Here is a 21,098-nt window from a genome sequence, read left to right as displayed (position 1 = left end):
TTGATACACGTGCATAACCATATTTCATAATTTTTACGGCAAAAGTAGCACGTACATAGCCTTTGAAAAATATAGAGAAGGTGATTTTTAAATTTATTAAAACGAACCTTTTTTTAAACTGAATATGAGATTATTAAAATTAACTTTATTACTAGTGTTATGTGCATGTACACATAGTGTTTATGCACAACGGCATTATGTAGGTATTTCAGCCCTAGAAGTAAACTATGGGTTGAATATTTTTGGTAGGAATAATACTAACTTAAACCTTTCAGTATCAAAGTATAGGAGTCGAACAACTTACTGGAAAATAGGTTTGAACTATTTTGAAAAGTCTTATAACTACAGTTATGAAAGCAATACTGCGGAAGTTCCAACGATAGTTTCTTTTAGCTCTACAGCAAAAGATTACTATATTGATGCTGCTTATTTCAAAACAGTTGCGACAAATCTTTCTTCACTTTATTTTAGCCTAGGTCTAGGTCTTTTTACAGGTGTAGAAGCGTACAAGAAGCAGGATGATAAGTATGATTTCTTACTTGGTTTAAAGATCGAGCCTGAATTAGAATACTTTGTATCTCCACGAGTTGCGATACTTGGACGTGTTAAGCAGTATTGGAGTCCGTTTAGCTATGCAAGCAAATGGAATACAGTCTGGAATCTTGGTGTTAAAGTCCTTATTTATTGATTATGATATTATTATCAGCTGATGTAAGCGCATTGATTGACTTATTCAAACAATGTGGTGAAATGCTAGCCGGTGTCGGATTTGTCTGTGCAGGTCTTGCGGTTATAAAAAAAATAATAACTAATCATGAGAAAATGAAAGAAGCTATAATTACGTATATCGTTGCATTAGTAATATTTATACTAATATGGTCGCTTATATAAATATACAAATGACTGAATATCTAGCCACTAATTATTCATTATTTGATCTGGCGATAGTTACGATAGTTATTGTTTCAATTCTAATTTTAGGATTGGTCTATTTTTCCGGAAGTAAAAAGAAAACGGAGTGTACAGCTTCACTATCAGTTGAAGAAAAAAAATCTGATTCTGATCTAGTTTTATCTCCACGCATAACAATAGTTTTTCAAAAGGATCTTTCAGATGATGAAGAATTAAGTAGAGAGATAGCGGATATGTATATTTCAAACCGGGCGTACTATTATGCTGGTAAGATACCACCATTCCAGCATCAAGTACTTTCGGAAAAATCAGATGATGTTTTTGTCAAATATGAAAGTGTTGATTTTTCCGCTTTAAGCAAGATTGATATATAAATAACATGTATAAAATAACAATTAAAATTTTAAGATTATGGTACAAGTTTTGAAAAAGAGTGTAGATTTTGTTAGTGTACACAAGCGTATTATTATGATTTTAGGGCTTTTCCTGCTGACTTTTGTTGTTGTTCCTCAAGTTGTAGAAGCCCAAAGCGCATTAAAAATTAGCAGTTTGTCCGATGTTGAATCGAAAGCGCAAGAAGGTTCTAATACGATTCTTAATATCGCAAAGTATGTATTAGCTGCCGTGCTTGGCATAGCTTTAGTATTTGTGATCTATTCCCTTGCAACGAATAATCCCCACGCCAAGGAGTATCTGCTCGGCTGGATCATTGCGGTTGCGGTTATTATGGTAGCTTTCCTTATTATCTGATTAATGAGGACTATAAGAAAGATAAATAGACCAATTAAGTTCTTTGGCTTAACGTCGGGACAATTTGGTCTATTTATGTTGGCAAATGCTTTGATTATAATTGTTTGCATATTTAAGCATGTGCATCCGGTAATCATAGTTAGTGTCATGGGAGCTATATTCTTTGCTTCAGGTATCTTATTCAAGAACCTAAAACGGGAACATAAAGCTGGCAATCCGGATTATCTAACTGGCTTATCGGTTAGATCTGCAACCCCTAAACAGATAATAGATAAACATAAGGTATTCAATTTTATAATGAAGCAGAAATGATCTTGAAATCCTGCGGAATACGTGATACAGATTAAGGCTGTCGCTTTTTCTTGCAGAGAGTTTATATCTACTATGTGGTAACTAATTACAAAATAAAATGATAGGATTTATTATTATATCGGCATTATTACTGTGTGGTGTCATTACATTACTCGCCATACTTTTTATGCGTCCTTCTGAAGTTCCTATATCTGATAAATCAATAGATCTTTCGGCTGTACTACCGATCCAGACCATAACGGATAGCGTTATAGTAAACGGTAGCGGAGATTTAACCATTGGATACAGATTGTTTCTTCCGGAAGTATTTACTCTTTCGCAGGAAGATGCAAAATATATACATGAGAGGTTAGAGGGGCTTTTTAAGATGTTACCTCCTGCAACGGTGGTGCATCAGCAGTGCTTTTACTATGTAAGCCAGTATAAGAACAATGACTTTTCTGTTAATCCATTGAAAGCGGAAAGTATTAAACACTTTAATAACAAGCAAATAATAAACTGCTATACAAATTTGTATATCACTTTTGCCAATACAGATTTGAAAAAAGGAGTGCGAAAAAAGGCTTCTAATACATCGCTGCTTAAAAAACTCAATTATCCTTTTAAACAGCCCTACAAGAACTATGAAGAAAGGTTATCAGAGATTGAACCGAAAATCTTGAATTTTGAAAATGGGTTATCTTCTATAACCCAATTTGAGATAAAGAAGATGGATAGTAAAGACTTAAATAATGCTGTCTTTGATTATCTTAATCTCTCGTATGCTAAACCAACAAAAGACGCTACTCAAGAAACAGTTAGCCCAATTATGGTAACTCCTAGCGGTGATCTGAAGGTTGGACAAGAATATTTAGCGATGCTTTCTCTTACCGTGGAAGGGGAAAATCTTTATGAGCTGAATGTACCCAATACGGGTAAATCAAAAGCGTATGGAAGTACGATTGAGCTTCCAGAGAATATACAGTCTAAATGTTCTATGTTGTACCCGGTTGGACTAGGTTTGCCTTTCGATCACATTGTAAATGTTGTGATAGAGATAACAGATACAGATACTACGCTAACGGCTATTAATGCTGAAAAAAACGGGCTAAACTATTTGACTAACTTTTATCCTCCGGCTAAAGACAAGCAAAAACAGCAAGAACTTTTCTGTAAAGAAATTACGGATTTTGATTATCAAACAGCTTATACAGCTTTTAATGTGATTATCAATGATCCGGATCGTTCTTCTCTAATTCGGAAAATTTCATTGGCACAGCAGGGATTTAGTTTTATGAACCAAAGTTCTTGTTATGTCGAGAATGCGGAGTTGTGCAATTTATTTTTTTCTAATATACCGGGGAATGCTCGGAGCAATTATAGGGGATTTATCAATACGACCAAACAGGCGATTTGTTATTTGCAAAAAGATAGTATTTATATTTCTGATCTGCAAGGGCATTTGTATAATGACCGATTCGGAAATCCTGCATTGATAAATTTATGGAATAACAAGGCTTTAAAAAATAGAAATAAAATAGTAATCGGTCCGTCCGGCTCCGGAAAGTCTTTTTGGCTAAACAACTATATTTATCAGTCTTATTCTTTGGGTAATGATATTACAATTATTGACATCGGTGGATCTTACAGGTCTATGATTAGCCTGCACCGAGGTAAATATTTTGATTCTACAAATCAGAAACAGTTTGCTTTTAACCCGTTCTTGTGTGAACGTGATCGGAATGGTAGATATATTTATATTGATACTTCAGATGCAGAAGCAGCCGAGGATCTTATTAAAACGATCTGTGCTCTTTTATACTATATCTGGAAACAAAATAAGCCTATAGATCCCACCGAGAAAGCTATTCTTAGAAAATCAGTGATCGCATTTTATGAGTATGTAAATAATTCTTCTGTTGATGGAACAAATGAAAGGATTTTTCCTAATCTGATAGAATACCGGAATTTCTTGCGAGATGTATTTATTTACAAAATGACTGACTTTGAAAAACGTAGATTTGAGATAGAGGAAGTGCTTTTACTACTAGAACCTTACACGGATGGAGAACTATCCTTTTTGTTGAACGCAACTGAAAATATTGATATAGTTAACGATGATTTAATTGCGTTTGATATGGAAGACGCTGCAAAGAAGGAGTATTTTCCTTTGGTAGCGATTATCACGCTTCAAATGGTTATCGATAAGATCAAGAAGCGTGAAGGAGTTAATAAGGAATTGATTATCGATGAAGCCCTAGACTTTTTAAGTGATGATAAGTTCGGTGATTTTATCGCCTATTTGTATCGTACATTCCGTAAAAAAGACGGGGCTATAACGATAGCTGCCCAAAATGTACTGTTCCTGAAGAACTGTCCACCGGCGATCAAGGATTCAATACTTATAAACTGTGATACTAAAGTAATACTGGATCATTCAAGTTATAGAAAGGAGTTGCCCAATCTGCGAGATATTCTTTCTATTTCAGAAGAAGAACTAGTAATGATAGATAGTCTGCAAAATAGGGATGATGAGATCAAGTGGAGAGAGTTCTTCATTAAATTGGGAAACGAAACCTATGTTTTTCGCAATGAAGTATCTGAATTTGCCGCTGTCGCTTTTGATTCAAGACAATCGACTGTGGTTAGGCTCAAACAGCTTTTTGAGGAAACAGGATCTACTTATGCTGCTATTAACCGGTATTTAGAAGAAAGGAGAAAAAAATATGAATGATGCTGTAGAAGGATTGAACCAGATAAAAGGATGGTCGGGAGAATTTAACAATACGTCTTTTAGTGTGGCAGGGTATATCACCGCTGCAATGTTAGGCGTTTCTCTGATTTTTGTAGTCTGGGCTTTAGCTACAAAGAAAGATAATGCAAGAACATATCTAGTCGCTTGGTTTGTGGCTTTGATATTTGCGATAGTGTTTATTCTGCGATAATAAATTTATAATATTATGAAAATAAAGATACTCTTATTTTTTTCTGTGTTGCTGTTAAGTAGCTCTTTTTCTGTTCAAAAGGCTAGTGCGCAATGGGTTGTTAATGATCCGGCTCACATGGGAATGAACCTTGGCGAATGGGGAGCGAATGCAGCGCAATGGGTTAAGCAGCTTAATGAAATGATTGATGCTGCACATATACGAGAAAATTTACAAAAGATAGACCAACTACGCCAACTACAATCTTTAGTAGAACTTGCTGAACTGTTGGATGATGTAGCTTGTCTAAGTAGTGATTACCGTTTTTATATGAATATAGGCGGTAGCTATCATTGTTTAAAGTTTTTAAACTTCCAACAAGTTACGGTAAACCTTAATTTGAGCACAGATCTATTATTTAAGGTTGCTACTGTTTCCGACTATTTCAGCATGAATAGTGAGGGAAGAATGTCCTTTGTCGGACAGGTAAGAGAAGCCTTAGAAACGGCTTCTGCTGAAATGAAATCTTTTAATGAAATAGTAAGAAGTGAGATCATAAAAGATGCAAGTCGAAAACATGTAGGGAAAACATATTATAGCGGAAATTTATCTGCTTTTAGTCGATATACTAATTAATTAGCCTTATGAACGGACAAGATACTTTTTTATGGGGATTGCAGATTAATGATTCCCTTACAACAGAATTAACTGCGCAAATGACGGTAATTGCGCTTGGTGTAGCAGTTATTTGTTTCATCTGTAATATAGCTTATAATTACCTATATCATGGTGTTAGTCAGCTTTTAACATCGGATGAAAATAAGTTTCCGGATTTGATGGAAATAGCTCGCTGTTTTGCTTTAATATTCTGTCTTTCGCTATATACACCTATCGCAAAAACTGTCGTTGGAACCCTTGAAGTAATAAATGAAGCAACATCTTTAAGTTCAGTCCGGGCACAGGAGTTTGCGGCTTTTCTAGACAGATCAGCGGAAGAACAGCACACCATGATAGCCGATAATGAAAAAACGGCACTTGAAGCGGAAGTCGCTGCGGGGGAAGATCCGGAAGGTGCTATGAATAAAGAACTACAAAATATAGATCAAGGTAATAAAATAGATGAAAGTGCATCTACATTGAAACAAATCTCCCAAATATTAAATCCTGCCAATTTCGCAGCAATGCTCTTACATGCTCTAGCCGCACTGCTGGTCGGGATTGTACAAATTATCATATTGGGTTTGGGCGTTGTCATTGTAAAGATCCTTGTCATATTAGGTCCCTTCGTTTTTGCATTTTCCATTCTACCGGTATTCCAAAAGCAGCTGTCTAATTGGTTTGGTACACTGTGTTCCGTTGGTATGGTATTTACTGTGATTAATATTTTAAATCAGATAATGTGGTTTACATTTAAGTCAATTTATGATTCTGACGCATTCAACGCAGTAGATGAAGCGACAAAACAGCTACAATATTTGGGCATGGATCTTGCTTTGATCGGTTCTTATTGTTGTTGTTTCTGGTTGGCAAGTAAGATAGTCGGTCATGGTGATGCCGGTAGAATCATTTCTAAAACGGTATCTATTGTAACTGCTGCTGCAACGATGGCGATTGCAGGATCAGCGATAGCAGGGGGGGCTACAAATGTAGGGGCTGCTGCTTCATTAGGTAAAAGTGTTATAGATAACGAAGAATAAATAAATATGAATCTTACAAAATTTAAAACAGTGGATCAGGCTTTTAAAACGACTGTGATTGTTGCATCTTCCTGTTGTCTGATTATGGGTATTGCATTTACTGTCTGTTTCTTCTATTTGTCAAACAAGATAGATGCGGCTTATACGAAGGCTTTAGTACTTGATACTTCAGGACAGGTTTACGATGTTGCAGCCATTGAATCCGCAGCGATGCGAAAGTATGAATATGAAAATCATATCAAAACATTTGTTTCGCTGTGGTACTCCTTCGATGAAAGCACTTATGAGAATAACGTAACATTAGCTCTTAATTTGATTGGTAATCGAGGAAAAGAGCTTTACAACGAATATAACGATATTAATATGCTTAATTCTTTGATTCAGAAAAATATACGCTATGGAGTTATAATCAAGGATATACATATCAATATGCAAACAGTTCCGATATCCGGGGATATACTGTTTACGCAAACCGGCTATCGTGCTAGAGGGAGCGTAGCACGTGATATTTCTGTGAACTTTACTCTATATGACGTATCTCGATCACGTGAAAACTCTCACGGTGTTAAAATCGAAAGCTGGGAAGTTCGATATTCGGAACCACGAGAAATAACAGATGAAGAAAAATTAAAATAATGGAGCTATGGGAAACTTTTTAAAAGAAGCGTTGAAGGACAAAAACAAATTGTTAATGTTAGTACCTCTGCTTTTGGGAGTACTGTTTGTAATAGTTTTCTTTGGTAAAAAAGAAAAACCGGCTGAATCAGCATCCAATACAGAAGAAGTGAATCAGGCTTTTCTTGAACCGGACACAGAAGGAGAAAAGAAGATCGCTAATAAGGTAGATGCTTATAAACGTGAACAAGAAGAAGCTGCTCGTAAGAAACGTGAATTGGAAAAATCACAAGTAAAAGGAAGCGATTTCTATTTTGAAATGCAGACATCCGAAGACGAATACAACGAGAAAATGAAAGCTCGTATTGAGAAAATGAAGAAAGATCCATTGGACGAAGTTACTAGCGAATACAAGGAGCGAGGAAAAAAATCTAACAGTGCATTTTCTGATAAAATGCGCCAACAACTAAATGATATTGAGGATCAAGAAACCTTTAATCAGATAGTCAAGGAAGCAAAGAAAGAGGAAAGAATACGCAAAGAGCTAGAAGAAAATGCAAGATTCCGGGATGAAATGAGAAAGAAATATCAGGATCAAGCATCAGGAAAAGATATAGAGAAATCTCAAGAGAATATTTTTCCGGAAGTAACTGATTCTGTTCCTAAAGTTGAGAAAGCTTCAAAGCCGACTTTTATAGTGGAAAATGGAAAACGGCGTCGTCGGTCACAGTTTACTATTGACCAAAAAGTCAATCTTATCAAAGCTGCTATTTATGGAGATCAGACCATTGTTAGTGGAAGTGCTGTCCGGATGCGCTTGTTAGAGCCTTTATGGGTTGGTGGCGTTGAGATCCCTGCAAATACGATCTTCTACGGAAATGCTAGTGTCGGCTCTACTCGTTTGAAAATTACGGTAGAGAACATACGATATGGAAAATATATAAGTCCTGTCGCTTTTACTATTTATGATTCTGATGCGATTGAGGGATTGAATTTACCCAATAACATGAAAGCTGAAGCTGCTCGAAAAATGGAACAGGGCTTGCTTCAAGGCGTGCAGCTTCCGATTTCTTCTATTGGCACAGTAACAAGTGAGGTAACTAGTGCGATCACAGCCACTACACAGGTTACTAGACAAATTTTAAATCAAAGCCTTTCTCAAGTAAAGGTTCATTTAAAAGCTAACTATAATATGTATATCAAGGAAGAAACTAATGAAGACAGAAAAAAGAGAGAGGAAGAAGAAGCTGAAATAGAACGTCTGTATAGAGAAATGCAGATGCAGCAGAATGAACCAAAGAAAAAGAATCCTTTAACCCAACTAATTGAAGCATTATAATGATAATTGATATACTTAATTTTATGGTAGCTGTAGCTACTGTATTTTTGGCTTATAGGTTCTTTATAGAACGCTCTAAAGGGAAAAAGATAGCAGAAATGAAAGTACTGATGTATAGTTTAATATCTTGTTTCGTTCTGCTTTGGATTATAAATATTTTTATTGGTTTTGTAAAATGAAAACATTGCTTTTTATATTAATCATGTTTTGTGTTCCATTCTCCATTTCTGCACAGGAAAAAAAAGAACTGGACTCCCAAACAATTTATGTTTCGTTTGATAAAACGAAACATATAGTACTTCCTGCACAAGTAAGTGACATTTCGTATGGTCGTGAAGATTATGTAAAAGTGGAACGGGTGGATAATGTTCCTAATGTTGTCCGCATAACGGCACAGGAAGAAGATTTTTCAGGAACGACAAACCTTATCATAGTTTGTACAAACGGGAATGTCTATTCTTATAAAATATCCTATCTGTTACCGGGAATGACGGATCACTGCGGAAATATCGTATATGCCGGTGATGTGGATAGATCACGTTGTTATAACGTAATAGTCAATAATAATAATACTACAGAAATGTTTTTTCCAGCAGATGTGTTATATCTGAAACAAGGAAATGAAGAAGTTTTCGGGGTTGAGTATTATAATAATATGGTTAAAGTTGGTACAACTTTTGATGCCTTTGAACCTTCTAATCTGTTTGTTATCGATAAAGATCTGAATACCTATGAAATTACCTTGTTTAAAGACCATGCTCTTACTTACTCTTACAACTTTGACGATGGTCGCAAATATATTGCACACATTGATGTAAATAGCATAGAGATGGATAATCTTATCAATAAACTGCACTATAAAAAGCGTAATATCTTCAGCTTGGGAGTTATAAAAAATAAGTTTGAGATGTCCCTTGCAAACCTATATGTAAAAGATGATTTCATGTTTTTTGTATTTGATATAAAAAACTTCTCAAATATAGATTATGACGTTGATTTTATTAAATGCTTCCTTCGTGATCAGAAGAAGGTTAAGAACTCTATCCAGCAGGAAGTTCCGTATGATCCGGTAGAACAAAAAGACTTTGATAAAAAGATATTGGGCAAAAGCCAAAATCGCTTTGTCTTAGCATTCAATAAGTTCACTATCCCGGATGATAAGGTTTTTGAGATCGAAATGTTTGAAAGGGGTGGGGGAAGGCATATGAAATTATCTATATTGAATGAATATATATTGTCCGCTGAATTATTAAAATAATTGTCATGAAGCTACAAGAGGTTCTAACAGAATATCAATATAATAATGTCGGGCAATTTAGGGCGATTGCGGAAAGTTTAGGTTACAAAGAAGCCTATAACAAGGGTTCTTTGCTTTTTACCCGGAATGACGAAGTATTTCGTATCGATATGGATAAGATACGTTCACACACAAAGCGAGAACCGGATTTATCTGCGGAAAAGGCTTCTATGGATCGTGTTTGCCAGTTCTTTAATCGGGATCAGGCTTTATCTCCCGACTATAAAAGCGTATTAAAAAATGAAGGGGTTGATATTGTTAACTGGGGTGATCTAAAAAATGATGCCAAAGATCGTTTTACTGTGATCGATCATAAAAATAAAATCTGCTATACCGGAAAAGAACTATATGAGTATGCTTTGCAAAATGGTTACTCGTTAGACGGGAAAGGCACAAAGTTAGAGAAGGGTGTATTATCCGGATTAATGGATATCAATGGTAAACCAGCTAAAGTTCGGTTGCATGAACACGGTACTTCTATTATATATAGGAAGGAAGCGTTAACCATACCGGATCGCATTTACGGAAAGAAATTATCGAAGCAACAGAAGCAAGATCTACTTGATGGCAATGTGATAGTCTTGTCAACAAAAAAAGGAGATATACTTCTTCAGGTCGATAAGGATCTCAACGCTGTGGTGGTACGTTCGGAAAAAGAATTGTCTGTTCCTGCTAAAATTGGAGATTACGAATTGACCGCAGCAGATAAGTATCTTTTAGCGAATGGTCATTCTTTAGATAACAAAATGATCCACACTCCTGAAGGTTACATAATTACAGATATAGCTATGCTTCCGGATAAGAAAGGATATGCTTTCTCAAACATCCAGAAAATATCGGAAACAAAGGAACAGCAGATTTTACAGGCAAGAGAAATGGCAAAGGATAAAGAGTATCTTAATGATAAGCTAAAGGATATGCAGCGTACCGGAAAAATCGATATAGACGAGTTGAAGGATAAAAGGTATGAGCAATTAATAAACAGCCATTTTGCCACAGAACATAAGGAATACCTATCTTATCTGAAAGATGAAAATCCGGATAAAAACTATAATTATGATCTTGAAGCACGCATCAGGTTAAAGGCTGGGGATATGTTAGAAAAAGAAGGAATAATCGCCAAAGGTACAACTGAAAAGGAATTGAAAGAAGAAGGCTTTAAAGTTGAGAAGATCCGGGAACAATATCAGGAGAAAGTAACGGGTAAGGATCCTGTTCCTGATCGAGATCTTGACAAGGAGTTAAGAGAAGCCGTTGTCAAGAATGACTATGAAAAAATGGCTAGTTTGAAAGAGGAAGGTTACAAGCCTTCAGAGGAAGTTATTAGAGGTTTGGGACAAGATACAAAGATTGATCAGACGCAAGCTATCGTTATAGAAAAACTATTTGGGATGAAACCTGAAGTGCAAAAAGCGGAAGAAGTAACACAAGCAAAGGAAGAATCCAAAGAAGCAAAAGTAGAGCTTAATGCTGATCCTGCTAGTGCTAAGGTTTCTCCGGAACTAGATAAAGAATTTAAAGAAGCAGTAGAGAAAGGCGATTTTGTAAAGATGTCACAACTGAAGGAACAAGGCTATCAACCTTCCAAAGAGTTGATTCAGTCTTTGAATGAAACTGCATCTGGCAATACGATGATAGCCGTTCAGAAGATATTTAATCTGAAAGGCTCTGCTAATACGCTCGGAGATGTTAAGCTAGCACAAGGTCAACAAAGTGCAGAAAAAGATCTGAAGCGTCCTCTCGCCAATACGGTAAATAAAATGTTTGCCGATTTATAATTAATAGATTTTTCCGAAAGTAAAAATGTTATCACTTAAAAATAAATATCATGGAAGATTACAACAAATTGGTAGAAAAGAATCAGACTGGAGAGATTGACGATCTTGAATTTTTATTAGCTCAAGAAGATTTAGCGGCTCTCTACGTTGCGGATATGCAAGCTGAAGGAGTTAGCCCGAATGCGGAAAACGCTGCTGAATGGTTGCTAAAATATGAAAATGAACACCTTTATCAATAAGTCATGGATGGTCAGGCAAATGATAAGGCTCTGCAAAAATTTGCGGATCTTATGGTTAAGAAACTTACGGAAGTCGATGCGGATTGGCATAAACCTTGGTTTACAACAACAGGATATGGATTACCACAAAATATTGATGGGCGTGTTTATAATGGAATCAATTCCTTCATGCTTTTTCTTCTTCAAGAGGAACGTAGTTTCCAGACACCTGTATATATGACTTTTCCGCAAGCAAAGAAACAAGGGCTTCACATAAACAAAGGAGCATCGGCTTTTCCTGTCCTATTTTGGAATTTTATGATTAAAGACGATAAGGGGAATAAAATTTCGATGGATGATTATAAGGCTTTGACTAAGGAAGAGCAGAAAGAATATACCGTTATTCCTTATACTAAACCTTATCACGTGTTCAATGTTGATCAAACAAACTTTGCGGAAGTATATCCGGAACAATGGAAGGCATTGAAGGATAAATTTAGTTGTCCTAAATTGAAAGATGAGCAGGGAATGTTTTCATCGCCAGAGTTGGATCACATGATAAAACACGGTACATGGTTATGTCCTATTATTTCTTCTTTCTCTGACAAGGCTTTTTTTCGTCCTTCAGAGGACAAGATATATTTACCCCTTAAAGGTCAATTCTATACAGGAGAAGGATTTTATAGCACATTGTTACATGAGATGGCACATTCAACCGGTATAGATACCCGTTTAGGTCGTGAAATGAAAAACATGTTTGGTGATCCCAAATATGCAAAAGAAGAATTAATCGCAGAATTTACCGCTGCTGTTTCTTGCCGTTCTCTAGGTATCGTTTCCGGAATCCGGGAAGAAAACGCACAGTATTTAAAAAACTGGCTCGGAGCGATCAAAAAAGAACCTAAATTCCTCTATTCCGTATTAGTTGATGTAGGTAAGGCTAGCACTATGATTTTGAATGAAGTCTGCAAGTATGAGTTATTGAAGAAGGAAGAACAGGAAAAGCAACAGGAAGAATGCAAGCATATAGAGAATAAAAAAGTAGATGATAGCAAGGATTTTTCTGAAACCCGGAATGATGAAAAATTATCACCAGCTTTTAATATAGCTCTAGCTGCTGCGCTAGCCGGTTCGTTTAAGGAATTGGTTAACCTAAAGGAGCAGGGATATAAACTGTCTGCAAAGGAACTTGATGCGTTAAAGGATGCAGATCCGAAAATATATATTGCAGCACAGAATATATTTAATATAAAGTTGGATGATCCTACTCCTTCCCTACAATTTTCCGAATCAAAAAATAAAAATGAAGTCAAACAATTATCTTTAAATTTTTAGCGTATGTTTATAGGTCATGTTACGGGTTATCTTGGATCAGATGCCAAGAAAACACAGAAAGGTTATTCATTCAATGTTTCCACTAAATATAAAGAAGGAAACGAAGAAAAAACGTTGTGGATCTGTTGTTTCTTAAATTACGAAACAAAGGTTGCGGAGTTTTTAAAAACAGGAACTATGGTTCATGTGTACGGGGAAATCACTGTCGGTATCTTTAAGCGTGATACTGGTGATACAGTCCCTTCAGTAACTATGAGTGTAGATAAGGTTCAATTACTCTCTAGCAAGAATAAAGAATAATGGAACCAGCAAAGAAGGAATTATCATTTGTCTTTATATTGCTTTCTGTAATAATCGGGGGCGTGATAATCTTTCAGTGGGTTTTGGTGAATGATCTTTGTTCACCAAGCCCAGCTGTATTATTGCAGTTGGGAAAGTTTTTACGCAAAGCTATTATGTTTCGATTCCTATATGTAGTATTATTAGCTGGGTTGGCTTTCCTATTCCCTGTACAAAAGAGAAGAGATGAATCCTTGAAATATGTATATACTGCCACTACATTAGTCTTAGCAATAGCCCTAATATTAGGCTTCAGTAATGTTCTATCATGGTACAATTTATTAGTTTTTCCGATAGTATTTATAGGATTTACAATACTAGTTATCCAAACAGCCGGTTTTTACCTTAAACGGCATGTGGTATCTGATAAATCTATCTTTGGTATATCACATGAAGAATCAGAGTTTTATTTTGATTTTGAAACAGTAGAAGGAGATCTTAGAATCCATAAGCCACAGCAAAATCTTTATATTGACGGTGGTCCGGGATCTGGAAAATCGGAAAGCTGGATTAAAGGTATCATCTATCAATGTGCAGAGCGTAACTATGCCGGATTTGTATATGATTGGGAAGGAGATCCTACTAAACCGGGTTCACCTATTTTGTCCCGGATCGCATACGGTAGTATAGAATATTTTAAGAGAAAAAATGTACCTACACCAGCCTTTGCTTTCATAAATTTTGTAGACATGTCCCGGACGGTTCGTGTTAATGTACTTTCGGAAAAATATGTCCCTAAAGGAAGCGAATCCTTGTTTATTCGTAATATCGCTACTACCTTAATGAAAAACCTTGAAAGTTCATGGAAGGAAAAAACTGATTTCTGGGCGAACAATGCGATTAACTATGTATATTCAATTGCTTATAAATGTTACAAAGAACGAGCAAAGGGAATAGGAACTTTACCCCATGTAATCGCTTTTGCATTATCAGATAGTGATCTGGTCTTTAAATGGCTCTCTGAGGATGCGGAAATTGCGCTAAACATGTCTTCCATGTTAACCGCATGGCGTTTAGGCGCACAGCAGCAGACCGCTGGTGCGGTATCTTCCGCACAGACTCCGCTTGTTTTGCTTAACAATAAATACATCTTTTGGGTTCTATCACCACTTCCGGAAGAAGAATATTCACTAGATATAACTAATCCGGATCATCCTACACTATTGTGTATTGGCAATGCTCCTTCAATTAAAGAAGCTGTATCTCCTCCTGTTAGTTGTATCGCTAGCGTTGTCATGTCGCAAATGAATAATCCCGGCAAACAAAAGAGCGTTTTTATGGTGGATGAATTTCCAACGGTAAATTTGCAAGGTATAGATGTGTTTATAGGTACAGCACGTAAACACAATGTAGCTACAATCTTAGCCGTACAGGACTTTAATCAAGCAATCCGGGATTATGGAGAGAAAAGTGCAAATATCCTGCGATCTTCTTGTGGTAGCCAAGCCTATGGAATGACCGGTAACGAAAAGACAGCAAAGGATCTAGAAAATCTTTTGGGAGAAACGAAAGAAGCACAGGAATCGTTCTCACATCAAGAATCCGGTACTGGAAGCATGACCGAATCTCTGCAAAAGGAGAAAGTAGTAAAGGCTCGTGAAGTTGCCGGACAAAGTGTTGGTCACTTCATCGGAAAGGTCGCTGGCGGAAAACCACCTTATTTTAATACACAATTTAATATGTGTAAGTTTATAGATAAGGATATTCCGGCTTTTTCCAAACCTGTAAATTTGGGAGATGGCAAAGAAGAATTAGAGTATGATATAATGGAAGAAATAGTTAGTCAACATTATCTTTCAATCATTTCAAAAGTAAATGCGATCTTGGAAGATGTAAAGAATAAGACAGAAACGGACAATAAAAATAAGGAAAAAAACATGCCGAAAGATCATAATCATAAGGCATGGAAGGAATAAAAGAGGTATTTTTGTGAAAACATAAAAAAATTAATATATGAAAAGTAGGATATTGATAGTTTTATTGTTTGCCTTATCTTCGTGTGGATCAACCGAATATGAAAAGGCAATAGCGGATTGGCTTCAAACCGATGAAAACGGTACTTGGACTGATCTTAAGTTTGAATTGATAGAGTTGCTTGACGAAAAAGATGTTACAGTTTCCGATAGCTTATTGTATTTGGATAGTAAAGCTGCTCAACAGGTACAGATGATAGAAAGAGCGGAGAATCCTCGTGCTTTGGTAAAACCGCTTTTCTCTGATTACACCAAGGCTAAAGATAATTTAAAATGGATAGAGAAAAAGAAAATGGAGTATAAGGATAGGGATAGTACGGAGGTATTAGCCAAACTATTGAAATGCAAGTATGCAATTGTTCCACCTAGTTTAAAGGCTAGGCAGGAGAGAGTTGGCGAGTTTTTACTCGCTCCCGATATGAAAACGTGCTGGGGAAGGATGAAAGCTGCGACTAAATAAGAAAAATATGAAGGTTCAGTTCTTTAAAGATTTTAGCAAGTTATCAGAAACGAGCGATTTGTTTATTGTAGAAACAGATCAATTTGAGCTTATTGATGGCAACGGCAATAGCTATGATTTTGATAGCAGAGAAAATTTCTAGAAAGAAAAATATAAGGGTTTGTTTACTTTACATACACATGGATCTGAATTTAAAATATATAAAGATGATGAAAAAATTTAAGCTACATTTGTTTGCGTTATGTGCTACTCTAGTATTAGTTTCTTGTGGTGGATCGGATGATGATCCTGTTTTTAATAATACATCTGCTGTATATAAGGTAGTATTAGAGGCTTCAGGGGATGATTACACAGCTGAAGCTATTATTATTAATCCGGATAACGTATCAATTATAGATGAAACAAGTAACACAGACCTAAAACAAAGTTCTGTAACAGAGTATTTTAGCGGACGGAAAGTTTATATAACCTCTAAAGAAGTGAAGGTTATTTCTGCTCAAGGGATTATTCTTAGCAAAAGTAAATCCGGTGCTATATTGAAAATGACAGTGTATCAGGATGGAAAAGAGGTCTATCAAAATACAGTTTCCGTTCCGGATTCAGAGAATAATACAAAGTCTATACAATATACTAATATAAAGAACTAGATTATGGATAACCAAACGGCTATAACATTGAAGCCCAAACTAGGTTATTGGGTTTCAAAGTATTTTGTGATAATTGTTGTCGCATCTTTACTCCCGTTCTCTGCTATTTATTGGGATTTAGAAATGCCTGTACACTATGCGTTAATGGTGCTGTTTTTAGTCGTTTGGATTATGTTGTGTTACACATATATAGACACGCTGTTTGCTACAAAGTGGATTATTACTAAGGATGAACTGATTTTCAGGCATGGTATAATCTCAAGACGAGAGGAACATTTAGAATTATATAGAGTGATTGATTATTCAGAAAAACAAAATTTCTTGCAATTAGTATTTGGCAACAAGACAGTGAAAGTTATATCAGGTGATGCTTCCGATCCTATTTTATATATGTATGGGATTGATCGGAATATTCCTATTATAGATACTTTGCGTGATAGAGTCAAAATTGCAAGGAAAGAAAGCGGAATTTTTGAAGTAGCAAATAGATCTTGAAAAAGGAAAGAAAACTTCAGTTTAAAAAAAGGTTCGTTATATTGAATGCAAAATTCAAATAAATATTTAAAACAGCAAAAATTTTGTAGTTAAATATTGTAATTTTTATGTTTTCTCCCATAATTCAGGCTGAACACATTTCCAACCAGCGGCAGCTAAATAGTCCCGGATTCGTTCTTCAGGAACTTTGCCCCCTTTTTGAAAGGTCGCTTTATCATATTTCGCCTGAATAGGCGAACGTAGGGAATTTACATACCACTTTCTTTGTTTAATAAGCTCGCGGAAAGAATCTTCCAAAGTCAGTTTATCCATTTCTTTTATGTTAAAAAATGTATATATAATTCAATATATCAAAAAAAACCGAACGTTATATAACTTATATATGTTATATATATTGTATATGTTATATATGTTATATATCTTTGTTGGGCGATTAATTCATGCAAAGATATAGATTATTAATTTAAAACATAAATGATTATGGGAACAACAATCTCAAACACCCAAATTGATAAGAGAAAGAAACTGTTGGATCTGCCGGAAGACGTTATAACTGTGCTATCCGTACAAGCTGCTAAGGAAGGGAAATCAGCTAAAGCCTTTATGGAAGGCTTATTGATCTCCGCTGCTAATGATTTAGAAGATATAACAACTTATACGTTTCTTTCCAAGAATCAACCTGAAGGGCACGTCATGGTTAGTGAAGCCGAACAAAAAGCCTTTGAACAGAAATATGGTTTATCATGAATGTAGAATATTCAAAGCCATTTTTAAAGGCAGTAGATAAATTATCAGGGAAAGTTCTGTCTTCTGTCCTTGATATGATCCGGGAAGTGAAGAACGCTAATGGTATTGATGAAATTACTAATTGCAAGAAACTTATTGCTTATAAATCAGTATATCGGATTCGTATAGGAGATTATAGAGCATTCTTTATTTTCCACGTTAAGATTGTAGATGATACAGTTAAATTTGAATATCTAGTATCAAGAGGGGAAGCATACGATAAAAAGGTACAATCAGAGTTACGGAAAAAGGATAAATGATAATTTATTATGGAAAAAGAATTAAGCCGGGTTCCACGCCTATTAAGTGAAAGTTACAATTCTGGGCTAGTTGAGCGCTTATATGATTCTGGCGGTAGTGTAATGCTAGATATTATAATTTACCTTTGTGGGAATCATATTAGAGATCTATTTGGTGAATCATGGTTCTCAATAGAGGATTTTTGTAATAAAATGGGTTATAATCGGACAAATCTTCAAAGAAGACTATCTAAGGAACAGCTGAAGGATCTTTTTGGAAAACGTTCACCTCATTATATCTGTAAGGATATAAACGGGGAGGAAATAAGCCATCCCATAGAAACCGTTTTTGAAGCCGCCCTTTATAAACTTGGCTTAGAAAATATGTCTTATCCTGTTTCTACAAACGAAGGCACTTCATATATATTTATTCAGATCCTTACCAAATTTGAAATCCGGACAAATTTTAAAACCAAGAAAGGGACGAAAAGATTATATAGTGCTACTCTGAATAATCTGATAAAGGATTCTGTTTATACTCTCTATAATCTAATTGAAAGTCAGGATTATAGAGAGTTACCTTCCAAATATCGATATTTCTATTTGGAACTATCGAAAATGATATATCTTATTAAGTATAAAATCAAAACAGGAGATGCACCTAGTTACAGATTAACCGTTGATCAGTTGGCTAAGTTGTTCAACCTCAATTTTGAAAAGAATAAGGAAAGGAAAAGAAATGTAACAAAAGTTTTGAAGGGGATAAATGAACACTTGAGATTTACCAACTTTCAATTTAAGTACGTTAAAGGTGCTAATGATAAATGGGCATATACGGTAGATTTTGAATTTTCTCAAGAAACGCTTGATTATTTTGATGAACGCTATACCGCTATGTTTACTCAAAGATTCTATAGTGATCTGTTATGGAGATACGCCGGTTTAGCTTTTCCTAATTGTGCGGTAGGCAGAGATCGGGTTAACAAAGTTGAAGATATAAAATCTGATCGAAACTTGTATGAAGATTATTTGGCATGGGCTAATTCTCCACAAAACAAAGCACTGAAAGAGGAAGTATATAGGGAAAATTTCTTTCGGGTATTTGGAAAAACCCCTGAAGAGTTTGGATTAACTAGTAATGCTCCGACTGTGACACGTGAGCCAAAGGAATTTATAGTTAAAAATCCACCTACTGTGACACCTGAACCGGAAAAGATTATCTAGCTGTGTAAAACACTACACTTTTCAATTCTGTTAACATTTCCAGCTGTGTAAAACACTACACTTTTAGGTTTCCAGCTGTGTAGAATGCTACACTTTTGGGTTTCCAGCTGTGTAAAACACTACACTTTTAGGTTTCCAGCTGTGTAGAATGCTACACTTTTGAAAATTTAGCTGTGTAAAACACTACACTTTTGAATTTAGCTGTGTAAAATACTACACCATATTAAAGATATCGCAAAAAAATAAAGTGTTGATTTTTAGCTAATTAATGAAAAGTGATTTTTTCCAGCTGTGTAAAAGGCTACACCATATTTCTTAATATAACCTAAAAACCTAAACCCCCTATAATCCCCCAAAGGGGGACAGAAGAAATGACCGGAAAAATGATATTTTTCCTTCAGTTTATACCATCATACTTTCGGAAAAATACTATCGGGCATGACAAATTGTCATATTTTGAGGAAAGTAATAATTCTCCAATCTCATTTAATCAGAGGTGAGAAAGAGAAACAACAGCTATTTTACTTTTGGTATACGTTAAGTAAAATGTTTTTTTTGGCATGTATCAAGAAAAAACACGTTTTACTTTATTGTTTTACTAAATTGTTTTACTACCTTTACAAAAAGTAAAATGATAAAAGCATAATAGATATGACTGATGATGATATTAAAGATTTGAAGAAAGATTTACTTCAGTTGTTTATGAAGTACAATGTTTCCATAGGCTTCACTTGTGCAGACTGTAGTGATACATATGGATTATATGATGATCATATAGTTATACAGGATAATAATAGTAGGGAAAATGTACTAGAAGCTGATGGATGGTGGTTAAATATAAGCCATTTGCGATAATTTCAAATAATAAGAAAGGAGTAATAATATGGCAATTGATACAGAAAGGATATTTCTTTTAGCAACTAAAAAAAGCCAGCGAGTGGAAAATCAGACCTATTGTATAGGTGTGCATCGATTAGGAACTCCAAACATGGAGTACATTCTAGGAGAAACAGACAATGACCGTGAATATAGGCAAGGTGATGAAGTTTCATATATTTATCATGCGGAATATGCCTATACGTTGCAGGAGGCTCTAGATTGGCTAAATAATGTAAATTAGTATAAAATGAAATCCTCAATAAATGTTTAATGAAGAATTAAAATCCTCGTATTATAATGAAGATAGGATATGCACGTGTATCGACTCCGGATCAGAATCCAGCTTTGCAATTGGAAGCATTAGAAAAGGCTGGTTGTGAGAAAATTTATCAAGAAAAAAAATCAGCGTTTAAAGAACGTCCTGAATTAATCCGGGCATTAGAAGATCTTAGAACTGGGGATATCTTATATGTCTGGTCGTTGGATCGTTTAGGCAGATCCATGAAGGAAATCCGGACGAATGTAGATCTAATAATGAATAAGGGAGCGCATCTTGTCGATGTAACGCATAATATCGATACGTCCACTCCTTCCGGGAAACTTTTGATCCCGATATTTTCAATGTTGGCAGAAATCGATCAGGTTTTACGTACAGAAAGAACGGTTGCAGGTTGGGAAGTCGCAAAACGTGAGGGAAGAACAGGAGGAAGAAAGCCCGGCTTAAATGATTTAGCGAAAAAGAAAGCCGAGCAAGCAAAGAAAATGTATCTGTCAAAAGATCCCTTCTATTCAGCAAAAGAGATCGCTTCAATTCTCAATATCTCCACGAGAACTTTGTATAAATATTTGCGTTCTGTTGGGGTTGAACCAAAACAAAACCAGTAACCGGTTATCTCTTAA

General features: G+C 35.5%; 27 protein-coding genes. 26 read left to right on the top strand and 1 reads right to left on the bottom strand.

Annotated features, from left to right (window positions below; all coding sequences use genetic code 11):
- Nucleotides 1-124 precede the first annotated feature (124 nt).
- From NBH16_RS20045 to NBH16_RS19955, 20 genes are all read left to right on the top strand, one after another.
- Entirely contained in the window at nt 125-688 is a 564-nt protein-coding gene (locus NBH16_RS20045) for a conjugal transfer protein TraO (protein ID WP_151853279.1), read from the top strand.
- Nucleotides 689-690: 2 nt separating this feature from the next.
- Nucleotides 691-891, top strand: coding sequence for a hypothetical protein (locus tag NBH16_RS20040; RefSeq protein ID WP_005783226.1), 201 nt, complete (start codon nt 691-693; stop codon nt 889-891).
- Between the two features lie 8 nt (nt 892-899).
- Nucleotides 900-1,286 (top strand): hypothetical protein, encoded by a 387-nt coding sequence (locus NBH16_RS20035; RefSeq protein ID WP_151853280.1) that lies wholly within the window; start codon nt 900-902, stop codon nt 1,284-1,286.
- A gap of 94 nt (nt 1,287-1,380) precedes the next feature.
- Nucleotides 1,381-1,662 carry a hypothetical protein gene (locus NBH16_RS20030; RefSeq protein WP_317133390.1) on the top strand — a complete coding sequence of 94 codons (282 nt, stop codon included), beginning with the start codon at nt 1,381-1,383 and terminating at the stop codon, nt 1,660-1,662.
- A 409-nt stretch (nt 1,663-2,071) separates the two neighbouring features.
- Complete coding sequence (locus tag NBH16_RS20025) at nt 2,072-4,687, top strand: TraG/VirB4 family ATPase (protein ID WP_151853282.1); 2,616 nt, start codon at nt 2,072-2,074, stop codon at nt 4,685-4,687.
- Nucleotides 4,680-4,898 (top strand): hypothetical protein, encoded by a 219-nt coding sequence (locus NBH16_RS20020; RefSeq protein WP_005783216.1) that lies wholly within the window; start codon nt 4,680-4,682, stop codon nt 4,896-4,898. The genes NBH16_RS20025 and NBH16_RS20020 overlap by 8 nt, the downstream gene beginning before the upstream one ends.
- A gap of 15 nt (nt 4,899-4,913) precedes the next feature.
- Nucleotides 4,914-5,513, top strand: coding sequence for a hypothetical protein (locus NBH16_RS20015; protein ID WP_005783214.1), 600 nt, complete (start codon nt 4,914-4,916; stop codon nt 5,511-5,513).
- 8 nt (nt 5,514-5,521) lie between these two features.
- Complete coding sequence (locus NBH16_RS20010; RefSeq protein WP_005783212.1) at nt 5,522-6,574, top strand: TraJ family protein; 1,053 nt, start codon at nt 5,522-5,524, stop codon at nt 6,572-6,574.
- A gap of 6 nt (nt 6,575-6,580) precedes the next feature.
- The gene (locus NBH16_RS20005; RefSeq protein ID WP_151853283.1) at nt 6,581-7,210 is read left to right on the top strand and encodes a hypothetical protein; all 630 of its coding nucleotides are present in this window, start codon (nt 6,581-6,583) and stop codon (nt 7,208-7,210) included.
- A 7-nt stretch (nt 7,211-7,217) separates the two neighbouring features.
- Complete coding sequence (gene traM, locus NBH16_RS20000) at nt 7,218-8,528, top strand: conjugative transposon protein TraM (RefSeq protein WP_151853284.1); 1,311 nt, start codon at nt 7,218-7,220, stop codon at nt 8,526-8,528.
- A 175-nt stretch (nt 8,529-8,703) separates the two neighbouring features.
- Entirely contained in the window at nt 8,704-9,786 is a 1,083-nt protein-coding gene (locus NBH16_RS19995) for a DUF4138 domain-containing protein (protein WP_005783204.1), read from the top strand.
- Nucleotides 9,787-9,791: 5 nt separating this feature from the next.
- Nucleotides 9,792-11,603 carry a DUF3945 domain-containing protein gene (locus NBH16_RS19990; protein WP_151853285.1) on the top strand — a complete coding sequence of 604 codons (1,812 nt, stop codon included), beginning with the start codon at nt 9,792-9,794 and terminating at the stop codon, nt 11,601-11,603.
- 50 nt (nt 11,604-11,653) lie between these two features.
- Nucleotides 11,654-11,842, top strand: a complete 189-nt coding sequence (locus NBH16_RS19985) for a hypothetical protein (protein WP_005783201.1) — start codon at nt 11,654-11,656, stop codon at nt 11,840-11,842.
- 3 nt (nt 11,843-11,845) lie between these two features.
- Nucleotides 11,846-13,156 carry an ArdC family protein gene (locus NBH16_RS19980; RefSeq protein WP_151853286.1) on the top strand — a complete coding sequence of 437 codons (1,311 nt, stop codon included), beginning with the start codon at nt 11,846-11,848 and terminating at the stop codon, nt 13,154-13,156.
- Between the two features lie 3 nt (nt 13,157-13,159).
- Nucleotides 13,160-13,456: a single stranded DNA-binding domain-containing protein gene (locus NBH16_RS19975; RefSeq protein ID WP_005783197.1), complete on the top strand. Its 297-nt coding sequence runs from the start codon at nt 13,160-13,162 to the stop codon at nt 13,454-13,456.
- Nucleotides 13,456-15,411, top strand: coding sequence for a type IV secretory system conjugative DNA transfer family protein (locus NBH16_RS19970; protein ID WP_151853287.1), 1,956 nt, complete (start codon nt 13,456-13,458; stop codon nt 15,409-15,411). The genes NBH16_RS19975 and NBH16_RS19970 overlap by 1 nt, the downstream gene beginning before the upstream one ends.
- 37 nt (nt 15,412-15,448) lie before the next feature.
- Nucleotides 15,449-15,928, top strand: coding sequence for a hypothetical protein (locus tag NBH16_RS19965; RefSeq protein WP_151853288.1), 480 nt, complete (start codon nt 15,449-15,451; stop codon nt 15,926-15,928).
- Between the two features lie 7 nt (nt 15,929-15,935).
- Nucleotides 15,936-16,070 (top strand): hypothetical protein, encoded by a 135-nt coding sequence (locus NBH16_RS23330; RefSeq protein WP_284705642.1) that lies wholly within the window; start codon nt 15,936-15,938, stop codon nt 16,068-16,070.
- Between the two features lie 64 nt (nt 16,071-16,134).
- Nucleotides 16,135-16,575, top strand: a complete 441-nt coding sequence (locus NBH16_RS19960) for a beta-barrel fold lipoprotein (RefSeq protein WP_250788994.1) — start codon at nt 16,135-16,137, stop codon at nt 16,573-16,575.
- Nucleotides 16,576-16,578: 3 nt separating this feature from the next.
- Nucleotides 16,579-17,070 carry a PH domain-containing protein gene (locus NBH16_RS19955; RefSeq protein ID WP_005783190.1) on the top strand — a complete coding sequence of 164 codons (492 nt, stop codon included), beginning with the start codon at nt 16,579-16,581 and terminating at the stop codon, nt 17,068-17,070.
- 105 nt (nt 17,071-17,175) lie between these two features.
- Here NBH16_RS19955 and NBH16_RS19950 read toward each other — a convergent pair whose 3' ends face one another.
- A complete protein-coding gene (locus NBH16_RS19950; protein WP_005783125.1) occupies nt 17,176-17,382 on the bottom strand; it encodes a hypothetical protein in 207 nt (68 codons plus the stop codon).
- A 168-nt stretch (nt 17,383-17,550) separates the two neighbouring features.
- On the opposite strand from NBH16_RS19950, the gene NBH16_RS19945 reads away from it, so the two are divergent.
- The 6 genes from NBH16_RS19945 (at nt 17,551) to NBH16_RS19920 (ending at nt 21,083) form a co-directional block, all read left to right on the top strand.
- Nucleotides 17,551-17,817, top strand: coding sequence for a hypothetical protein (locus NBH16_RS19945; protein WP_065421929.1), 267 nt, complete (start codon nt 17,551-17,553; stop codon nt 17,815-17,817).
- Nucleotides 17,814-18,116, top strand: a complete 303-nt coding sequence (locus tag NBH16_RS19940; protein WP_005783129.1) for a type II toxin-antitoxin system RelE family toxin — start codon at nt 17,814-17,816, stop codon at nt 18,114-18,116. The genes NBH16_RS19945 and NBH16_RS19940 overlap by 4 nt, the downstream gene beginning before the upstream one ends.
- 9 nt (nt 18,117-18,125) lie before the next feature.
- Nucleotides 18,126-19,319: a hypothetical protein gene (locus NBH16_RS19935; RefSeq protein WP_151853432.1), complete on the top strand. Its 1,194-nt coding sequence runs from the start codon at nt 18,126-18,128 to the stop codon at nt 19,317-19,319.
- A gap of 651 nt (nt 19,320-19,970) precedes the next feature.
- Nucleotides 19,971-20,174 carry a hypothetical protein gene (locus NBH16_RS19930; RefSeq protein ID WP_151853433.1) on the top strand — a complete coding sequence of 68 codons (204 nt, stop codon included), beginning with the start codon at nt 19,971-19,973 and terminating at the stop codon, nt 20,172-20,174.
- 28 nt (nt 20,175-20,202) lie between these two features.
- Nucleotides 20,203-20,439: a hypothetical protein gene (locus NBH16_RS19925; RefSeq protein ID WP_151853434.1), complete on the top strand. Its 237-nt coding sequence runs from the start codon at nt 20,203-20,205 to the stop codon at nt 20,437-20,439.
- 56 nt (nt 20,440-20,495) lie between these two features.
- Entirely contained in the window at nt 20,496-21,083 is a 588-nt protein-coding gene (locus NBH16_RS19920) for a recombinase family protein (protein ID WP_005783137.1), read from the top strand.
- Nucleotides 21,084-21,098 lie beyond the last annotated feature (15 nt).

The organism is Parabacteroides sp. Y3-G-102, from assembly GCF_023656845.1.
In the GTDB taxonomy this organism is placed as follows: Bacteria; Bacteroidota; Bacteroidia; order Bacteroidales; family Tannerellaceae; genus Parabacteroides; species Parabacteroides distasonis.
Note: the sequence above shows the minus strand (reverse complement) of the source record. Positions and strands in the feature narration are given on the sequence as shown.